The organism is Raineyella sp. W15-4 (assembly GCF_033170155.1).
Classification (GTDB): Bacteria; Actinomycetota; Actinomycetes; order Propionibacteriales; family Propionibacteriaceae; genus Raineyella.
Genome location: NZ_CP137079.1, coordinates 2,766,902 through 2,782,181, shown reverse-complemented (window position 1 = coordinate 2,782,181; position 15,280 = coordinate 2,766,902). Strand labels below are relative to the sequence as shown.

The following is a 15,280-nucleotide window of genomic DNA, read 5'->3' as shown; positions in this document are numbered from 1 at the left end:
GGCTGGGCGAACATGGTGCCCAGCCCACCCGCGCCGGCCCTGCCCCGTACGGTCGTCACGGCCGCGCGACTCAGACGCCCAGGACGCGACGTCCGGCCGCCAGCAGCGCGGTGTCCTCCTGCGGCGGGTGGACCCGCACGCACAGCACGTCGCGCAGATGGCGCTCCAGCGGGTGGTGGCGGGTGAGTCCGAGATTGCCGAGCGCCGCGACTGCGGTCTCCACCGCCGCGACGGAGGAGCGGGCGATGGCGGCCTTGATCACCGACAGCTGCGGGGTGATCCCGGTGTCGCCGGCCTCCAGCCGCAGGATGGCGCCGTGCAGCAGGGTCTCCGCCTGGGCGATCTGCAGGTCGATCTCACCGGCGATCCGCTGGATCCGTTCGGTGGTGGCGATCGGTCGGCCGAGAGCCGCCGGCACCCGGGTGCGGGCGATCTCGGCGTAGGCGGTCCGGGCGGCCCGGGCCACTCCGACGTACAGCGCGGGGTGACCGAAGCTGCCGGGCCCGGAGGCCATCGCCGCCGGATCGCGGTAGACGCCGTCGGCTCCACGGGGGATCTCCACGAACGCGTCCGCCGGCAGTTCGACGTTGTGGTAGTGGACATCGTGGGTGTTGGAGGCCCGCAGACCGAGGTGGTCCCAGGTCTCCACCCAGCTGATCCCCGGCCGGTCCGCCGGGACGATCACGTGGCCGACCCGTGGCGCCTCCGGGTCACCGCCGGGCTCGTCGGCCTTCGCCCAGACCAGGTGATAGGCGAGGGCGGTGCCCCCGGTGGCGTACGCCTTGTGGCCGTTCAGCACCCAGCCGGTGGCGGTCCGGGTGGCGGTGACCTTCGGCAGCCCGCCGCGGGCCGGCGCGCCGAGCTCCGGTTCGGCCCGGACGGTGTTGATCGGCGCCGGGCCGACCAGCGACCTGGCGAGCAGATCGGCGTAGAGCGCCTCGGGCCAGTGCGGGTGGGCGGCCTGGGCGCTGTGTCCGTGCAGGCTGTTGGCGGCGATCAGCGCCACCGACGGGTCCCCCTCGCCGAGGGCGGTGAGGATCCGGGCGGTGTCCCGCGGCCCGAGGCCCGGGCCGCCGAACCGGCGCCCGACGGTGGCGGTGAGCAGGCCGGCCCGGTGGGCGACCTGCAGCCCCTGCACCGGGACGGCGCCGGATCGGTCGTACTCGGCGGCGGTCGCGGCGATCTCGGCGGTGACCGTGGCCAGCGCCTCGTCGGAGAGGTCGGGGACGGGCAGCGAGATCGCCGCGGTCGGGATCGTGGCGGCTGCGGTGTCGGTGGCGCTCATGCCCGGCCCGCGGTGGCGAGCTGGCGGTACTCGTCGGCATAGTTGCCCAGCGCCGTCGCCTGCAGGCTGCCGCGCTGCCCGGTCGCCTCCCGATGGGCCAGCTCCTGGCGGACCAGCGGCAGCAGGTAGCGGCCGTAGTCGACGGCGTCGTTGAGGGTGTCGTAGCCGCGGATGGAGACCAGCGAGGCACCCCGGTCGATGTAGTCGAGGATGGCCGCGGCGACCGTCTCCGGCGAGCCGACCAGAGCGGTCGCCGCGCCGGTGCCGTTGGTGACGGCCGCGGTCTTGGTCCACAGCGCCCGGTCGTAGAGCTCGGACTGCTCGGCGAACTGCAGCGCCCGCTGGGAGCCGACGTTCTGCGGGGCGTTGCGGTCGATCCGGCGGTGGAACTGACCGTGGTCGAAGGTCGCGCCGATCCGCGACACGTACTCGTGGGCCTTGCGCCAGGCCAGCTCGTCGGTCTGCGCGATGATCGGCCGGAAGGTGACCCAGATCCGCGGCAGCGTGGTGCGCCCGGCGGCCCGGGCGATCCCGTTGACCCGGTCGATCTCGCTGCGTACGTCGTCCAGCGGCTCGGCCCAGAAGCTGAAGATGTCGGCCTTCTCGCCACCGACCTGGAACGCCGCGTCGGACTGGCCGCCGATCGAGATCGGGATCGGGCCGCCGTACGGGGCGAAGCCGGGACCGAAGTCGTCGAAGCGGTAGAACTCGCCGGCATGGCTGAACGGGGCCGGCTCGGTCCAGGCCCGACGCAGCAGGTCGATGTACTCCGAGGTGCGGGCGTAGCGCTGGTCCTTGGGTAGATAGTCGCCCTGTCGGGCCTGCTCGGCGTCGTTGCCGCCGCTGATCAGGTGCACGACGGCACGGCCCTCGGTCAGCTGGTCGAGGGTGGCGACCTTCTGTGCGGCCACCAGCGGGAAGGTGGTGTTGGGGCGCAGCGCGACGATCGGCTTGATCCGCTCGGTGAGCTGGCCGACCGCGCTGGCCACCACGAAGGAGTCCGCGCCGTTGGAGCCGTACGGCAGCAGGGTGTAGTCGAAGCCGGCGTCCTCCAGGGACCGTACGTACCGGCGGAAGAAGGCCAGATCGATGCCGCGAGTAGGGATCGGGTTCAGCTCGGTCGACGGGTTGAGGTGCGACAGGCTGATGAACTCGACGGTGGGTGAAGCGGTCTGGGGAATGGTCTGGTCGAACGTCGGTGCGCTCATGGTGAGGTGCCTTTCTGATCGGTGGTGGTCTTCTGATCGGTGTGGTGGTCGGACAGCCCTGGTGGACGGGTTCGTCACCCCGCGGCCAGGACCGCCGGGTCGAAGCCGTCGCGCAGCGCGCCGGGATGGTCCGCCTGCAGGCGGGACCGCTGCCCGGTCGCTGCCCGGTGGGCGAGCTCCTGGCGGACCAGCGGCAGCACCAGGCGGCCGTAGTCGATGGTGTCGTTGAGGTTGTCGTAGCCGCGGATGGAGACCAGCGAGGCGCCCAGATCGATGTAGTCGAGGATGGCCGCAGCGACCGTCTCCGGGGTGCCGACCAGGGCGGTCGCCGCGCCGCTGGCGCCGGTGGCCGCGGCGGTCGCCGTCCACAGCGCCCGGTCGAACACCTCGTGCCGGTCGGCGAACTCCAGCGCCCGCTGGGAGCCCACGTTCTGCGGCTGGCCGCCTCCCAGCGATCCGCGCATGAAGTAGCTGCCGTCGCGGTAGGTACGGCCGATCCGCTCGACATAGTCGTACGCCTTGCGCCAGGCCAGCTCGTCGGTGGCGGCGATGATCGGCCGGAAGGTGACCCAGATCCGCGGCCGGTCGGGCCGGCCCGCGGCACCGGCGATGGTGCCCAGGCGATCGAGCTGGGCCCGGATCTCGGCCAGCGGCTCGCCCCAGAAGCTGAACACGTCGGCCAGCTCGCCGCCCAGGGTGAAGGCGGCGTCGGACTGGCCGCCGATCGAGATCGGCAGTGCCCGGCCACTGTGGGTGGCGAAGCCCGGGCCGAAGTCGTCGAAGCGATAGAACCGGCCGTGATGGCTGAAGGGCTGCCGCTCGGTCCAGGCGCGACGCAGCAGCTGCAGGAACTCGGTCGTCCGGGCGTAGCGGTCGTCCTTGGTCAGGTAGTCGCCCTGGCGGGCCTGCTCGGCGTCGTTGCCGCCAGAGATCAGGTGGATGATCGTCCGGCCCTCGGTCAGCTGGTCGAGGGTGGCCAGCTGCTGGGCGGCGACCAGCGGGAAGACTGTGTTGGGACGCACCGCGACGACGGTCTTCAACGTCTCGGAGAGTTGCCCGATGGCCGAGGCGACCACCAGCGAGTCGGCGCTCGCCGAGCCGTACGGCACCAGGGTGTAGTCGAAGCCGGCGTCCTCCAGCGCCCGCACGTAGCGGCGCAGATAGGCCAGGTCGATGCCCCGGGTCGGCACCGGGGACAGCTCCGTCGAGGGTGCCAGATGGATCTGGCTGATGAACTCGACGGTCGGCGAGGCGGTCGGCGGGACGGAGAGGTCGGTGTCGGTTGCTGTCGTGGTCATGCGACGGCTCCTTCCTGGCCGGGGCGGGGGTCAGCGGCAGCGGGGATGTCAGCGACATCGGCGACACCGCGGGTGCCGAGGGACCCGGCGAGACTGATCACCTCGACGACCGTGTGCACTCCCGGCCCTTCGTGCCGCGCCGCCGAGCGGCCCAGTACCTGCTGGAGCGCGGTGTTGTACGGGGCCGGCACGCCGTGCAGCCGCGCCAGCAGGACGATCTCCCCGTTCAGGTAGTCGACCTCGCTGCCGGCTCCGCGGGCGAAGCTCTGCCAGGTGGACGGCCGGTGCCCGGTCCCGCTGCGGCTGGGGCCGACGGCGGCCTGGGTGGCGTCGTACGTCGTCTCGGCGGCGGGATCGGCGAGGGTGTGGCCCGCCGTGGCCAGCACCCGGCGCACCTCCTCGACGATACGGTCGCGCAGCGCGGTGCGCTCCGCCTCGGTGCCGTCCAGGACCGACAGTGCGAAGGTGGCGTTGACGGTGACCTTCCAGGCCAGCCAGTGGTCGATGTGGGGCACGCTCTGGGAGAGCCAGTCGGCCCGGGTGAGATCCGCCGAGATCCGCTCCGCGGTCGCCACCGCGTGCGGGGCCGATGCCGCGGAGGGATAAGCACCGACGATCAGCTGGCCGATCCGCGGCGCATTGAGGATCTCGATCTCGCCGGCCACGACGTGGCGGGCTGCGACGAGGGTCACCCCACCGATCACGGTGGCGAAGTAGCGCAGCGCGACCCGTTCGGCGTCCAGGCCGTTCTGGGTCAGCAGCACCGGCAGCTCGGCGGCCACCCCGCCGCCCTCGACGGGGCGCCAGGCCCAGTCCGCCAGCGTCGCCGGGGCGTCCTGCGACTTGGTCGCCAGCACCAGGATGTCGGTGCGGCGGAGCCGGACCTGGTCGGGGGAGCCGACGACATCGACATCGAGGGTCCTGGCCTCCCCGCCCTGGCGATAGCGCAGGCCGCGGTCGCGGATCGCCTCGTACGTGTCGCCCCGCGAGACGAGCACTACCGGGATCCCGGCCCGGACGAACCCGGCCGCGAGGCCGGCACCGACCCCGCCGGCACCGATGACGACATAGCGCCGGCTCATCGCAGCCCCTCCGCCTCGGCCAGGGTGAAGGCGGGCTCGAAGTGGGCCCGGGCGAGCTCTGGGGTGAGGGTCCACTTCGTCACCAGCTCCGCGGACAGCACCTCGGGCTCGGCGACGCCGAGCAGCGCCAGGTTGGCGTCCGCGGCGCGTTCCGCCGCCCAGAGATAGAACGCCGCCTCGCCGACCGAGCCGCCCCAGGTGACGAAGCCGTGGCCCCTCTGCAGGATGACCCGCTTGCCGGCCCGGGCCAGCTCGACGTTCGTCGGCCCCGACTCCTCGCCCCAGATCCGGGCACTCAGCCCCTGCAGCCCGACCACCAGGGCGGCGTCGGTGGTCACCGCCCGCAGCGGCCGGCCCAGATTCGACCAGATGAAGCCGCGCGGGGTGTGCAGGTGGATCGCCACCGCCGCCTCCGGGATCTGCTGGTGCAGGGCCAGGTTGCCGGCGAAACCGTTGATGGTCTGCCCGCCGCGGGGGTCGACGACCTCGCCGCGGTCGTCGACCAGAACAAGGTCCGCGGGGGTGACGGTGCTGATCGAGACCCCGAACGGGTTGACCCAGTAATGGCCGGGGGCCTCGGTGGCCCTGGCCGAGACATGCCCGTTGAAGCCGAACTCGTAGCCCAGCCGGCCCAGCTGGCGCAGGGCGGCGGCCAGCTCCCACCGGGTGTCCCTGGAGCGGGGCGGCACGACCTCGGGCAGGCCGGTGCTGGCGGTGCCGGCCGGTGCGGTGGCCGTGGTCGGCTGGTCGGTGGTGAGGGTGTGGTCGGTGGTGACGGTCATGTTCTCTCCGTGGTGGTTCCGGTGTGGTGGGGCTGGGGCGGCGTGGCGGTTCGGGTGTGGTGGGTCAGGCGGCGGCGCGGGCCGTGGGGTAGTCGGTCAGACCGAGGTTCTCGCGCAGGGTCGAGCCGGCGTAGTCGGTCTGGAAGGCGCCGCGGTCCTGCAGGATCGGGACGACCGCGTCGGTCAGCAGGGCGAAGCCCTCCGGGACGTACGACGGCAGCAGGATGTAACCGTCGGCGGCCCCGGCCTCGAAGCGGCGCAGCAGTAGGTCGGCGATCTGCTCGGGGTCACCGACCGGGACGAAGTGCCCCGACGAGGCGACCTCCCACTCGATCAGCCGTCGCAGCGTCCAGCCCTCGCGGATCAGGTCGAGGTAGACCCCGTACCGTGACCGCCGGCCCTCGACCGTGCGCTCGTCGGGCAGCCGGTCGAGCGGGACGGTGTCGTCCAGCTCGAGGTCGTCGAGGAGGGTCCCGGCGAGTTGGCGGGAGAGCTTGGCCCGGCCCGATTCCAGATCGATCAGACCGTTGAGCTCCTTCTCGATCGCCTTGGCCTCGGTCTCGGTCTGTCCGATGATCGGTGAGACTCCGGGCAGGATCTTCACCGACTCCGGGCGGCGGCCGGCCCGCAGCACCCGGTCCTTGAGCGACCGGTAGAAGGCGAGGCTGTCGGCGTCGGAGGTCCGCCCGGTGGTGAAGACCAGGTCGGCGAATCGGGCGGCCACCTCCTGCCCGGCGCGGGAGGAGCCGGCCTGCGCGACAACCGGGCGGCCCTGTGGGGGGCGGGCCACGTTCAGCGGTCCCTGCACGGTGAAGTACCGGCCGGAGTGGTCGATCCGGTGCACCTTGTCCGGATCGGCGTAGACACCGGCGGCCCGGTCGATGTCGATCGCGTCGGCCTCCCAGCTGTCGAAGAGCTCGAACAACACCTGCGCGTACTCGGCGCCACGCTGGTAGCGCTCGTCGTGCCCGGGCAGCTCCCGGCCGAAGTTCTCCTCCCCGTACGCGGAGGTGACCAGGTTCCAGCCGGCCCGGCCACCGGACAGGTGGTCGAGGGAGGCCAGCTGGCGGGCGACGTTGTAGGGCTCGGAGAAGGTGGTGGAGACCGATCCGATCAGGCCGATGTGCTCGGTCACCGCCGACAGGGCGGAGAGCAGGGTGAGCGGCTCCAGGCCGGCGAACGGCTGGCTGCGCACCGCGTCGGTGTCCAGCCGGACGGTGTCGGCGAGGAAGACCGCGTGCAGCTTGGCCCGCTCGGCCCAGCCGACGATGTCGCGGAACAGCGACAGGTTGTACTTCTCCTCGACCCGGCTGCCGGGTCGCCGCCAGGCGCCGGCATGGTTGCCGACCCCGCCGATCAGGGTGGCGAGCACCAGCTGCTCACCGTGGGCCACGCGCTGTCCGGGGACACCGGTCGGGTGGTCGATGGTCATCGTGTCACGTCCTTTCTGTCTTTCCGCTCTGACTTGCTGCGGAGGGATGCTCGGTGGAGGGAGGTCTCAGGAGGCCTTGGGGGAGAACTCCTGCGGCTCCAGCCAGTGCTCGGGGCGCGGGGTCCACTGCAGGTTCTTGCGGACCACGTAGGTGAGCGGCTGGGGCCACAGGAAGACGACGTGAGCCTGGTCCCGGAACTGTGCGGTGGCCTGGTTCGCGTACTGCTGCTGCTCCTCGGCGGTGGTGGCCGTGGTGACCTTGGCCACCAGGCCGTCGTAGGTGGTGTCCGGCTGGGCGTAGTGGGTCTGGGCGTTGCTGGTGGCGTACGTCCGCAGCCGCTCGGCGATCGCCTTGTAGCCGGAGGTGTAGCCGATGTAGTAGAGGCCCGGCGCGTTCTGGTCGGAGTAGGTCCGCTGCACCCAGTTCGGGAACGCCTGCTGGGTGATGTTGACCCGCACCCCGACCTCGCCGAGCTGCTTGGCGATGACCTGGGCGGCGGCGTCCTGCGCCACGTACGTCCCGGTGCTCAGCCCGAGTTCGATGTCGAAGCCCTGCGGGTAGCCGGCCTCCGCCAGCAGCTGGCGGGCCTTCGCCGGATCGTACGGATAGGCGGTGAGATCCGGGTTGACCTTGTCGTACGGCGCGGCCAGGGCCTGGCCGGCCAGCGGCTGGACGTCGGCGCCGAGCACGTCGCGGATGATCGCCTGCTTGTCGATGGCGTAGTTCAGCGCCTGGCGGACCCGGACGTCGTCCAGCGGCTTGATGTTCTCGTTCAGCCGCAGGGTGTTGTTCCACGAGGACCACTGCGAGCCGGTGGTGTAGTCCTTGCTCTTGCCGAACAGCTTGAGGTCGGCCGGCTCGTACTGGATGGCGACGTCGATGCTGCCGGCCTGGGCGGCCTGGACCCGCGCCGCCTCGGTCTCCAGCACCTTGTAGGCCACCGTCTTCCACTGCGGCTCGGCCCCCCAGTAGCTGTCGTTGCGGTGCAGGGTGGCGCCGTTCTCCAGGTCCACCGTGTCCAGCACGTACGGTCCGGTGCCGACGGCGGCCTTGACGTCGTCGGGGTGCGCCTTGACGAAGGTCTCGTCCTGGATGAAGAAGTTGGCCAGCCGGTCCGGGAGGTCGAGGTAGGGGCCCTTGGTGTGGATGACGACGGTGTGGTCGTCGGGTGCCTCGACCGAGGAGACGAACGCCTTGACCGCTGCCGCGGTGGTGATCTTCGTGTTCGGATCCAGGTACCGGTTGAAGGTGAACACCACGTCGGAGGCGGTGAACGGGCTGCCGTCGCTGAAGGTGACCCCGTCGCGGAGAGTGAAGGTCCAGGTGGTCTGGTCGGTCTGTTGCCACGAGGTCGCCAGCTGGGGCTGCAGCTGCTGGTTCGCGTCGTAGCTGGTGAGGCCCTCGTAGATGGCTCGCTGGATGGAGCCGTCGCCGTCGACCGAGCTGCCCTTGGCGGGATCCAGGGCGGTCAGCTTGCGGGAGATGCCGATGACGAGATTGTCACCGGCGGGCGCGCCGCTGCTGCCGTTGGCGGTGCCGCAGGCCGCCAGCGGGGCGAGAGCCAGCAGGGCCACTGCGGCGGCGAGGAGGCGGGTGCGGGGGGAGGGGGACATGGTGGGTCCTTTTCGGCGGGTCAGGGGTGAGGCGGGTCAGGGGGTGGGACGCTGCCCGGACCGATGGAGCCGGTCACGGCCCGGGATCGCGTCCAGCAGCAGTCGGGTGTAGGGATCGGTGGGGGTGGTGAAGATGTCGTCGGTGCGGCCGCGCTCCACGACGCGGCCCTCCCGCATCACGAGGACGTCGGTGCAGAGGCGTTTGATCACCGCGAGGTCGTGGGAGATGACCACGTAGGACAGGTCGTGCTCCTCACGCAGCCGGGCCAGCAGGTCCAGCACGGTGGCCTGCACCGACAGATCGAGGGCGGAGACCGGCTCGTCGGCGACCACCACCCGCGGCCCCAGGGCGAGGGCCCGGGCGATCACCACTCGCTGGCGCTGGCCGCCGGAGAGCTGGTGCGGTGTGCGGTCCGCGTACGAGGTGGGCAGCCGGACGTCCTCCAGCAGACCGGCGACCAGCCGGCTCACCTGCCGGCGCTGGTCGGGGGTGCCGGAGAGCTGGATGGGTTCGGCGATGATCTCCTCGACCGTCTGCCGCGGGTCCAGCGCGGACCACGGGTCCTGGAAGACGTACTGCACGTCCTGCAGCTGGCGGCGTCGCCGGGCGATCGTCGTGCCGCGGATCGGCGTGCCGAGCGCGCTGAGCCCACCCTCGTCCGGCCGGTCCAGTCCGACCAGGATCCGCGCCAGGGTGGTCTTGCCGGAGCCGGACTCGCCGACCACCCCGAGTGCCTGACCGCCGTGCAGGGTCAGGTCGACATGGTCGACCGCGCGGATGACGCCGGCACCCTGGCCGTGCGCGCTGAACGTCCGGACCAGGTCACGGGCCTCGATCAGGACCGGGCGGTCGTCGGTGGGCGGTGGTGGGGCGGGGGCGTCGAGGCTCGGTACGGCGTCCAGCAGGGTCCGGGTGTAGGGGTGCCGCGGCCCGGTGATCAACCGGTCGACGGGACCCTGTTCGACCCGGTGGCCGTCCTTGAGCACCAGCACCTCGTCGGTGCGGTCGGCGATCACGCCCATGTCGTGGCTGACCATGATCACCGCCAGGTCGAGCTCGGCGCGCAGCCGGTCGATCAGGTCGAGCACCTGCTTCTGGACGCTGACGTCCAGCGCGGTGGTGGCCTCGTCGGCGATCAGGATCCGGGGGCGGCGGGCGACCGCGATGGCGATCACGATGCGCTGGTTGAGGCCGCCGGACAGTTCGTGCGGGTAGGCGGTGAGCCGTTCGGCGGCGCGCGGGACGCCGACGTGGTCGAGCAGCTCCAGGCTCCGCGCCCGGGCCGCGGGCCGGTGGCGGCGGAGCTCCGGTGGCAGCGCCTCGCGCAGTTGGGCGCCGATCGTCAGCCGGGGGTTCAGTGTCACCGTGGGGTTCTGGAAGACCACCCCGAAGGTGTCGCGGAGCAGGACGCGGCGCTCGGCGTCGGTGCGGGCCGTCACGTCCTGGCCGGCGACCCGGACGCTGCCGGCGGTGACCGCGACGTTGCGGGGGAGCAGGCCGGCGACGGCCATCGCCGTCATCGTCTTGCCGGAGCCCGATTCACCGACGATGCCCAGGGAGAAGCCGGCGGCCACCGAGAAAGTGACGTCGTGCACCAGTTCCGCGCCCCGGGTGGTGCCCACGGTGAGGCCCCGGACCGCCAGCAATGGTGTCGGATCGAACGGTGCCGGATCGGCGTGGGTGAGCGGTGGGACGGTCCGTGGCTCGACGCTGGTCTCGGTCATGTCAGCGCTCCTTCAGGGCGGCGAGGGAGAAGTGGTCGGCCAGTCGGTCACCGACGACCTGCAGGCTGACGACCGTCAGCACGATGGCCACGCCGGGGATGATCGAGATCCACCAGGCGCCGGCCAGCTGTGCCTGGCCGGAGGCGACCAACTGTCCCCAGTCGGGCTGCGGCGGCTGCACGCCGAGTCCGAGGTAGCCCAGGCTGGACTCCAGGATCAGCACCGAGGAGAAGTTCAGCGTCATCGCCACGATCAGCAGCGGGACCGACGCCGGCAGGACGTGGCGGGTGAGCACCCCGAGCGTCCCGGCGCCGCTGAGCCGGGCGGCCTCGACGTACGGGAGGGTGGCGATCCCGGCCGCGTGGGCCCGGATGATCCGGAAGGTGAGCACCCAGGCACCCACCGCGAGGACCGCAACGAGGGCGACGAAGCCGGTGCCGGCGAAGGCGAGCACCACCAGGGCCAGCAGGATCGACGGGATCGCCAGCTGCACGTCGGCCAACCGGCCCATCAGGCCGTCCCAGAACGGGCCCCCGAAGACTGCCAGCAGGGACAGGGTGACGCCGATCGCGGTGGCGAGCAGTGCCGCGGTGAGGCTGATCGCCAGCGCCGGACGGGCCCCGTAGAGGACCCGGACCAGCAGGTCGCGGCCCAGTTCGTCGGTGCCGAAGGGATGCGGGCCGAGGAACCAGGACGGTTCGGTGTAGCGCGCCGCCACATCCTGGGCGTCGTAGCCCTGCGGGGCGAGGACCGGTGCGAGCAGGGCGAGGGCGACGACGGCCAGCAGGTAGGCTGCGGCGAGCAGCACCCCGGTCGAGACGAGCGGTCGCCGGCGGGCCGTGCCGGCAGGTTCCTCCGGGAGGATCGTGGTGGTGGCCGGATCGGTATCGGTGACTGCGTGGTTCATCGCCGGCCCCCTCGCGGGTCGAGCAGGGCCGCCGCGGCGTCGACCACCAGGTTGATCAGGACGAAGCCGACCGCGATCAGGGTGACTGAGGCCAACACGACGGGATAGTCGCGGGAGGCGATGGCGGAGGTGGCCAGCTGCCCGACGCCCGGCCAGCTGAACACGGACTCGGTGACCACCGCCCCGCCCAGCACCACGCCGGCCTGGACGCCGACGACGTTGACCACCGGTGCCAGCGAGTTCACCACCACGTGGCGCAGGGTGACGGTGGTGGCCGACAGGCCTTTGGCCTCGGCGAGACGTACGTGGTCCGCGTCGAGCACCTCGGTGAGCGAGGTGCGGAAGACCCGGGCGATCGGGGCGGCAAGGGCGAGGGCGATCACCGTGGCGGGCAGCACCAGCGCGGCCGGGCTGTCGTTGCCGGCGATCGGCAGCACTGGCCAGGTGATCGCGAACAGGGCGATGAACACGACGCTGAGGAAGAAGCTGGGCACCGCCTCGAAGGCGGTCAGGATGCTGACCGGCACCCGCCGCAGCCGTCCGTTGCGGCCGACCGCCGCCCAGTAGCCGGCCGTCAGCCCCAGCAGCACGCCTGCCACCAGCCCGGTGCCGCCGAGCAGCAGGGTGGCCGGCAGCCGGGAGAGGACGATCGCCAGTGGGTCGGTGCCGTAGCGGATCGAGGCCGGGAAGTGCCCGCCGGCGATCTGGGCGAGGAAGATGCCGTACTGCACGATGAGCGGCTTGTCGAAGCCGAGCTGGGCGGAGATCCGCTCGACGTCGCTCCTGGAGGCGTCCGGGGAGACCAGCAGCACCGCCGGATTCCCGGTCAGGTGCAGGGCGAAGAAGACGATCGTCAGCACCGCCCAGACGGCGATCGCGGCGTTGACCGTACGGCCCAGGAGATAGCGGCGGGAGAACGGCCAGCGCAGCCGGCGCCGACCGCCGGAGTCAGGGCCGACCGGGTCGACGGCGTCGACGGTCTCCTGGCCGAGCCGAGGTGTCGCGAGCAGGGTCACCGGAATCTCCTGATAAACGATGGATTTGGTGTGGTATCTGGCTACGACCCTAGGGTCCCGATGTTCTCGGGGTCCAAGACTGAAGGGCGATGTCGATCGATAAGTGGAGTGAATGGTTACGTTAATCTGACTGGATGTGTGGAGCCAGTGATGTCCCGCGGTCCGGTCCCGGACGGCCCACGCCGAGCCCCCCGGGAGGACGGGTTCCCCGAGGGGCAGCAGGGGTCAGAAGGCGTGGTGGCTGCCGTAGCCGCGGTGCCAGTAGGTGAGCGGCCGTCCACCGCCGGTCCGGGCGTCGATCACGTCGCCCAGCAGCAGGACGTGGTCGCCCGCCTCGATCAGCTGGCCGACGCTCAGTGCCGACCAGGCGTGCACGTCGGCCAGCGCGGCGGTGCCTGCCTCGAGGCGCCAGGGCACCCCGGCGAACCGGTCGATGTCGCGTCGGCTGAACCGGGTGGCCAGCGGGGCCTGGTCTGCGGCGAGCACGTTGACGCCCAGGCGGCTGCCGAGCCGCAGGTGCTGCAGCAGGCTCGAGGTCTGTGCCAGCGACACCAGCATCATCGGCGGCTCCAACGACAGCGACACGAAGGCCGTCACCGTGCTGCCGTACGGTGTGCCGTCGTCCACGGTGGTGACGACTGCCACCGACCCGGCGATCTGTGCCATCACCGCACGGAAGTCGTCGAGGGCCACCGCGGTCGTCGAGCGGGCGGAATGGGTCATCTCACAGGGCCTTCCCGGGGTTGAGGATGTCGTGGGGATCGAGCGCCCGTTTCAGTGACCGGAACACCTCGAGGGTGTCGGTGCCGACTTCGCGGGCCAGCCAGGCCCGCTTGAGCAGGCCGATGCCGTGCTCGCCGGTGACCGTCCCGCCCAGCCCCAGGGCCAGGGAGAAGATCGCGTCGCCGGCCGCCTCGACCTCCGCCGGGGGCCGGTCGAGGCCCCGGTCGTAGCTGAGGATCGGGTGCAGGTTGCCGTCGCCGGCGTGCGCGAAGGTGTAGGTGGCCACGCCGTGGCGGGCGGAGATCGCGGCCACGCCCTCGACCGCCTCGGCGAGCCGGGACCGCGGCACGCAGATGTCCTCGATCAAGGCGTGGGCCTCGGCTTCGATGGACGGCAGCGCCAGCCGGCGGGCGGCCAGCAGGGCGTCGGCCTCGTCGGGATCCTCGGTGGCGCGCACCTCGGCGGCCAGTGGCGCGAACGCCTGCCGGACCGCGGTGAGCTGTTCCCGGAGTCCCGGGCCGTCCACCTGGGCCAGCACCAGTGCGCCGCCCCGGGCGGCCAGCTCGGTGCCCTGCTGGCGGTCGATGACGGCCAGGGTGGCGGGGTCGAGCAGCTCCAGCATGCTGGGCCGCAGGCGCCGACGGGTGAGCTCGGCGCAGGCGGTGGCGGCGGCGACCACCGTCGGGAAGGCTGCCGCGACGGTCGCCAGCTGGTCCGGCCGGGGGGTGAGTCGGACGGTCGCCCCGACGATCACCCCGAGGGTGCCCTCCGAACCGACGAGCAGGGAGGTCAGGTCGAGGCCGGCGACTCCCTTCGTGGTGCGCCGGCCGGTGCGGATCCGGCGACCGTCGGCCAGGACGACGTCCAGGCCGAGCACCGCGTCGCGGGTCACGCCGTACTTCACGCAGCGCATCCCGCCGGCATTGGTGGCGATGTTGCCGCCGATGGTGGAGAGTGCCGCACTCGCCGGGTCCGGCGCGTAGCACAGGCCGTACGCCGCCGCGGCGCGATCCAGGTCGGCGGTGATCACCCCGGGCTGGACATCCGCGGTCAGGTCCACCGGTTCGAGCGCGGTGATCGCGTCCAGGCCGGACAGGTCGAGGACGATGCCCGGCCCCGCGACGGCGCCGCCGGCCAGGCCGGTGCCGGCGCCGCGCGGGATGACCGGCACGCGATGGGCGTTCGCCCACCGCAGGGTGTCCTGGACCGCCTCGATCGAGTCGGCCACCACCACGGTGTCCGGCAGTGCCCCGGGGTGTCCCGATCGGTCGGTCCGGCGTCGGGAACGGGCCTCCGGGTCGGTGGACGCCGACGGCACCGCGGTGAGCAGACTCATCGTTCCTCCGCGCCGGGTCGATCGTCGGGGCCGTGCACGATGACCGGCAGCGACGGGTCGAGACGCAGGCTCTCCAGGAAGAGCACCAGCGTTGCCGCGACCGATCGGTGGCTGACGTCGTTGAGCACGTCGTGGTGGGCGCCCTCGACCACGGCGACCCGCAGCCGACCGGCGCCGGCCAGCGCGGTGCGGACGGCCGTGACCGAGCTGACCGGGTCAGCGCCGCCGTGCAGTACGAGGATCGGCAGGTCCGGGGGAAGCCCGGCGGAGGTGGCGGACGAGAGGTCCACGGCAGCCCCTGCGGGGGCCGGATCGGTCAGTGCTCCGCGGCGGAAGCCGGCGTCGTCGGCGAGCACCCGACGGTGTGTGGGACAGCTGGTGCGGGCGTCCAGTTCTTCCTGCCAGGTGGTGATCGCCGGTGTCGAGGAGTCGGGGGTGCCGGCCACCACCACCGCCTGGATCCCGCTCACCCCGGCGGCCAGCCGTAGGGCCGTCAGGGCCCCGGTGTCGCTGCCGAGCAGGACCCGCGGCGACGGCAGGGCGGGGTCGGCCAGCAGTCTGCGCAGCCGCTCCGCGACCACCGGGTCGGCCGGTCCGGTGTGGGGGAGCACCCGGACCCGGTAGGCGTCGGCTGCCAGCCGGCGACCGAGCCGCCCGTACGTGGCGGCCGTCTCGCCCCGCCCGGGGAGCACGATGACGGTACCCCGGGCGGCGACGCCCTCCGGCTCCTGCCACCCGGTGGGCGTGATCGGTGTGGAGAGAATGGTCATGGGCACGAGTATCGGGACGCTCGCCCCGCCCGGTCCAAGACGGATCCGTGATGCCGACCGATGGGCGAACCTGATCGGTCGGTCACCCCGGGCCGATCGGGC

Annotated in this window: 13 protein-coding genes; all 13 read right to left on the bottom strand. The window is 72.3% G+C overall.

Going from position 1 to position 15,280, the window contains the following annotated elements; genetic code table 11:
* Positions 1 to 70: 70 nt before the first annotated feature.
* The 13 genes from R0145_RS13025 to R0145_RS12965 all read right to left on the bottom strand — a co-directional run bounded on the left by R0145_RS13025 (position 71) and on the right by R0145_RS12965 (position 15,178).
* Entirely contained in the window at positions 71 to 1,285 is a 1,215-nt protein-coding gene (locus R0145_RS13025) for an acyl-CoA dehydrogenase family protein (protein ID WP_317837290.1), read from the bottom strand.
* Positions 1,282 to 2,493 (bottom strand): LLM class flavin-dependent oxidoreductase, encoded by a 1,212-nt coding sequence (locus R0145_RS13020; protein ID WP_317837289.1) that lies wholly within the window; start codon positions 2,491 to 2,493, stop codon positions 1,282 to 1,284. The genes R0145_RS13025 and R0145_RS13020 overlap by 4 nt, the downstream gene beginning before the upstream one ends.
* Before the next feature lie 74 nt (positions 2,494 to 2,567).
* Positions 2,568 to 3,791 carry an LLM class flavin-dependent oxidoreductase gene (locus tag R0145_RS13015; protein ID WP_317837288.1) on the bottom strand — a complete coding sequence of 408 codons (1,224 nt, stop codon included), beginning with the start codon at positions 3,789 to 3,791 and terminating at the stop codon, positions 2,568 to 2,570.
* Entirely contained in the window at positions 3,788 to 4,873 is a 1,086-nt protein-coding gene (locus R0145_RS13010) for a ketopantoate reductase family protein (RefSeq protein WP_317837287.1), read from the bottom strand. The genes R0145_RS13015 and R0145_RS13010 overlap by 4 nt, the downstream gene beginning before the upstream one ends.
* Positions 4,870 to 5,655 carry a class II aldolase/adducin family protein gene (locus R0145_RS13005; RefSeq protein ID WP_317837286.1) on the bottom strand — a complete coding sequence of 262 codons (786 nt, stop codon included), beginning with the start codon at positions 5,653 to 5,655 and terminating at the stop codon, positions 4,870 to 4,872. Before R0145_RS13005 ends, R0145_RS13010 begins: the two co-directional genes overlap by 4 nt.
* Before the next feature lie 64 nt (positions 5,656 to 5,719).
* Complete coding sequence (locus R0145_RS13000) at positions 5,720 to 7,087, bottom strand: NtaA/DmoA family FMN-dependent monooxygenase (protein ID WP_317837285.1); 1,368 nt, start codon at positions 7,085 to 7,087, stop codon at positions 5,720 to 5,722.
* Between the two features lie 66 nt (positions 7,088 to 7,153).
* Positions 7,154 to 8,701 carry an ABC transporter substrate-binding protein gene (locus tag R0145_RS12995; RefSeq protein ID WP_317837284.1) on the bottom strand — a complete coding sequence of 516 codons (1,548 nt, stop codon included), beginning with the start codon at positions 8,699 to 8,701 and terminating at the stop codon, positions 7,154 to 7,156.
* Positions 8,702 to 8,737: 36 nt separating this feature from the next.
* Positions 8,738 to 10,426, bottom strand: a complete 1,689-nt coding sequence (locus R0145_RS12990; protein ID WP_317837283.1) for an ABC transporter ATP-binding protein — start codon at positions 10,424 to 10,426, stop codon at positions 8,738 to 8,740.
* A 1-nt stretch (position 10,427) separates the two neighbouring features.
* A complete protein-coding gene (locus tag R0145_RS12985; protein ID WP_317837282.1) occupies positions 10,428 to 11,333 on the bottom strand; it encodes an ABC transporter permease in 906 nt (301 codons plus the stop codon).
* Positions 11,330 to 12,349: an ABC transporter permease gene (locus R0145_RS12980; protein WP_317837281.1), complete on the bottom strand. Its 1,020-nt coding sequence runs from the start codon at positions 12,347 to 12,349 to the stop codon at positions 11,330 to 11,332. The genes R0145_RS12985 and R0145_RS12980 overlap by 4 nt, the downstream gene beginning before the upstream one ends.
* Positions 12,350 to 12,574: 225 nt before the next feature.
* Positions 12,575 to 13,072, bottom strand: a complete 498-nt coding sequence (locus tag R0145_RS12975; RefSeq protein WP_317837280.1) for a flavin reductase family protein — start codon at positions 13,070 to 13,072, stop codon at positions 12,575 to 12,577.
* A 1-nt stretch (position 13,073) separates the two neighbouring features.
* Positions 13,074 to 14,408 (bottom strand): FAD-binding oxidoreductase, encoded by a 1,335-nt coding sequence (locus R0145_RS12970; RefSeq protein ID WP_317837279.1) that lies wholly within the window; start codon positions 14,406 to 14,408, stop codon positions 13,074 to 13,076.
* Positions 14,405 to 15,178: an alpha/beta hydrolase gene (locus tag R0145_RS12965; RefSeq protein WP_317837278.1), complete on the bottom strand. Its 774-nt coding sequence runs from the start codon at positions 15,176 to 15,178 to the stop codon at positions 14,405 to 14,407. Before R0145_RS12965 ends, R0145_RS12970 begins: the two co-directional genes overlap by 4 nt.
* Between the last annotated feature and the right edge of the window lie 102 nt (positions 15,179 to 15,280).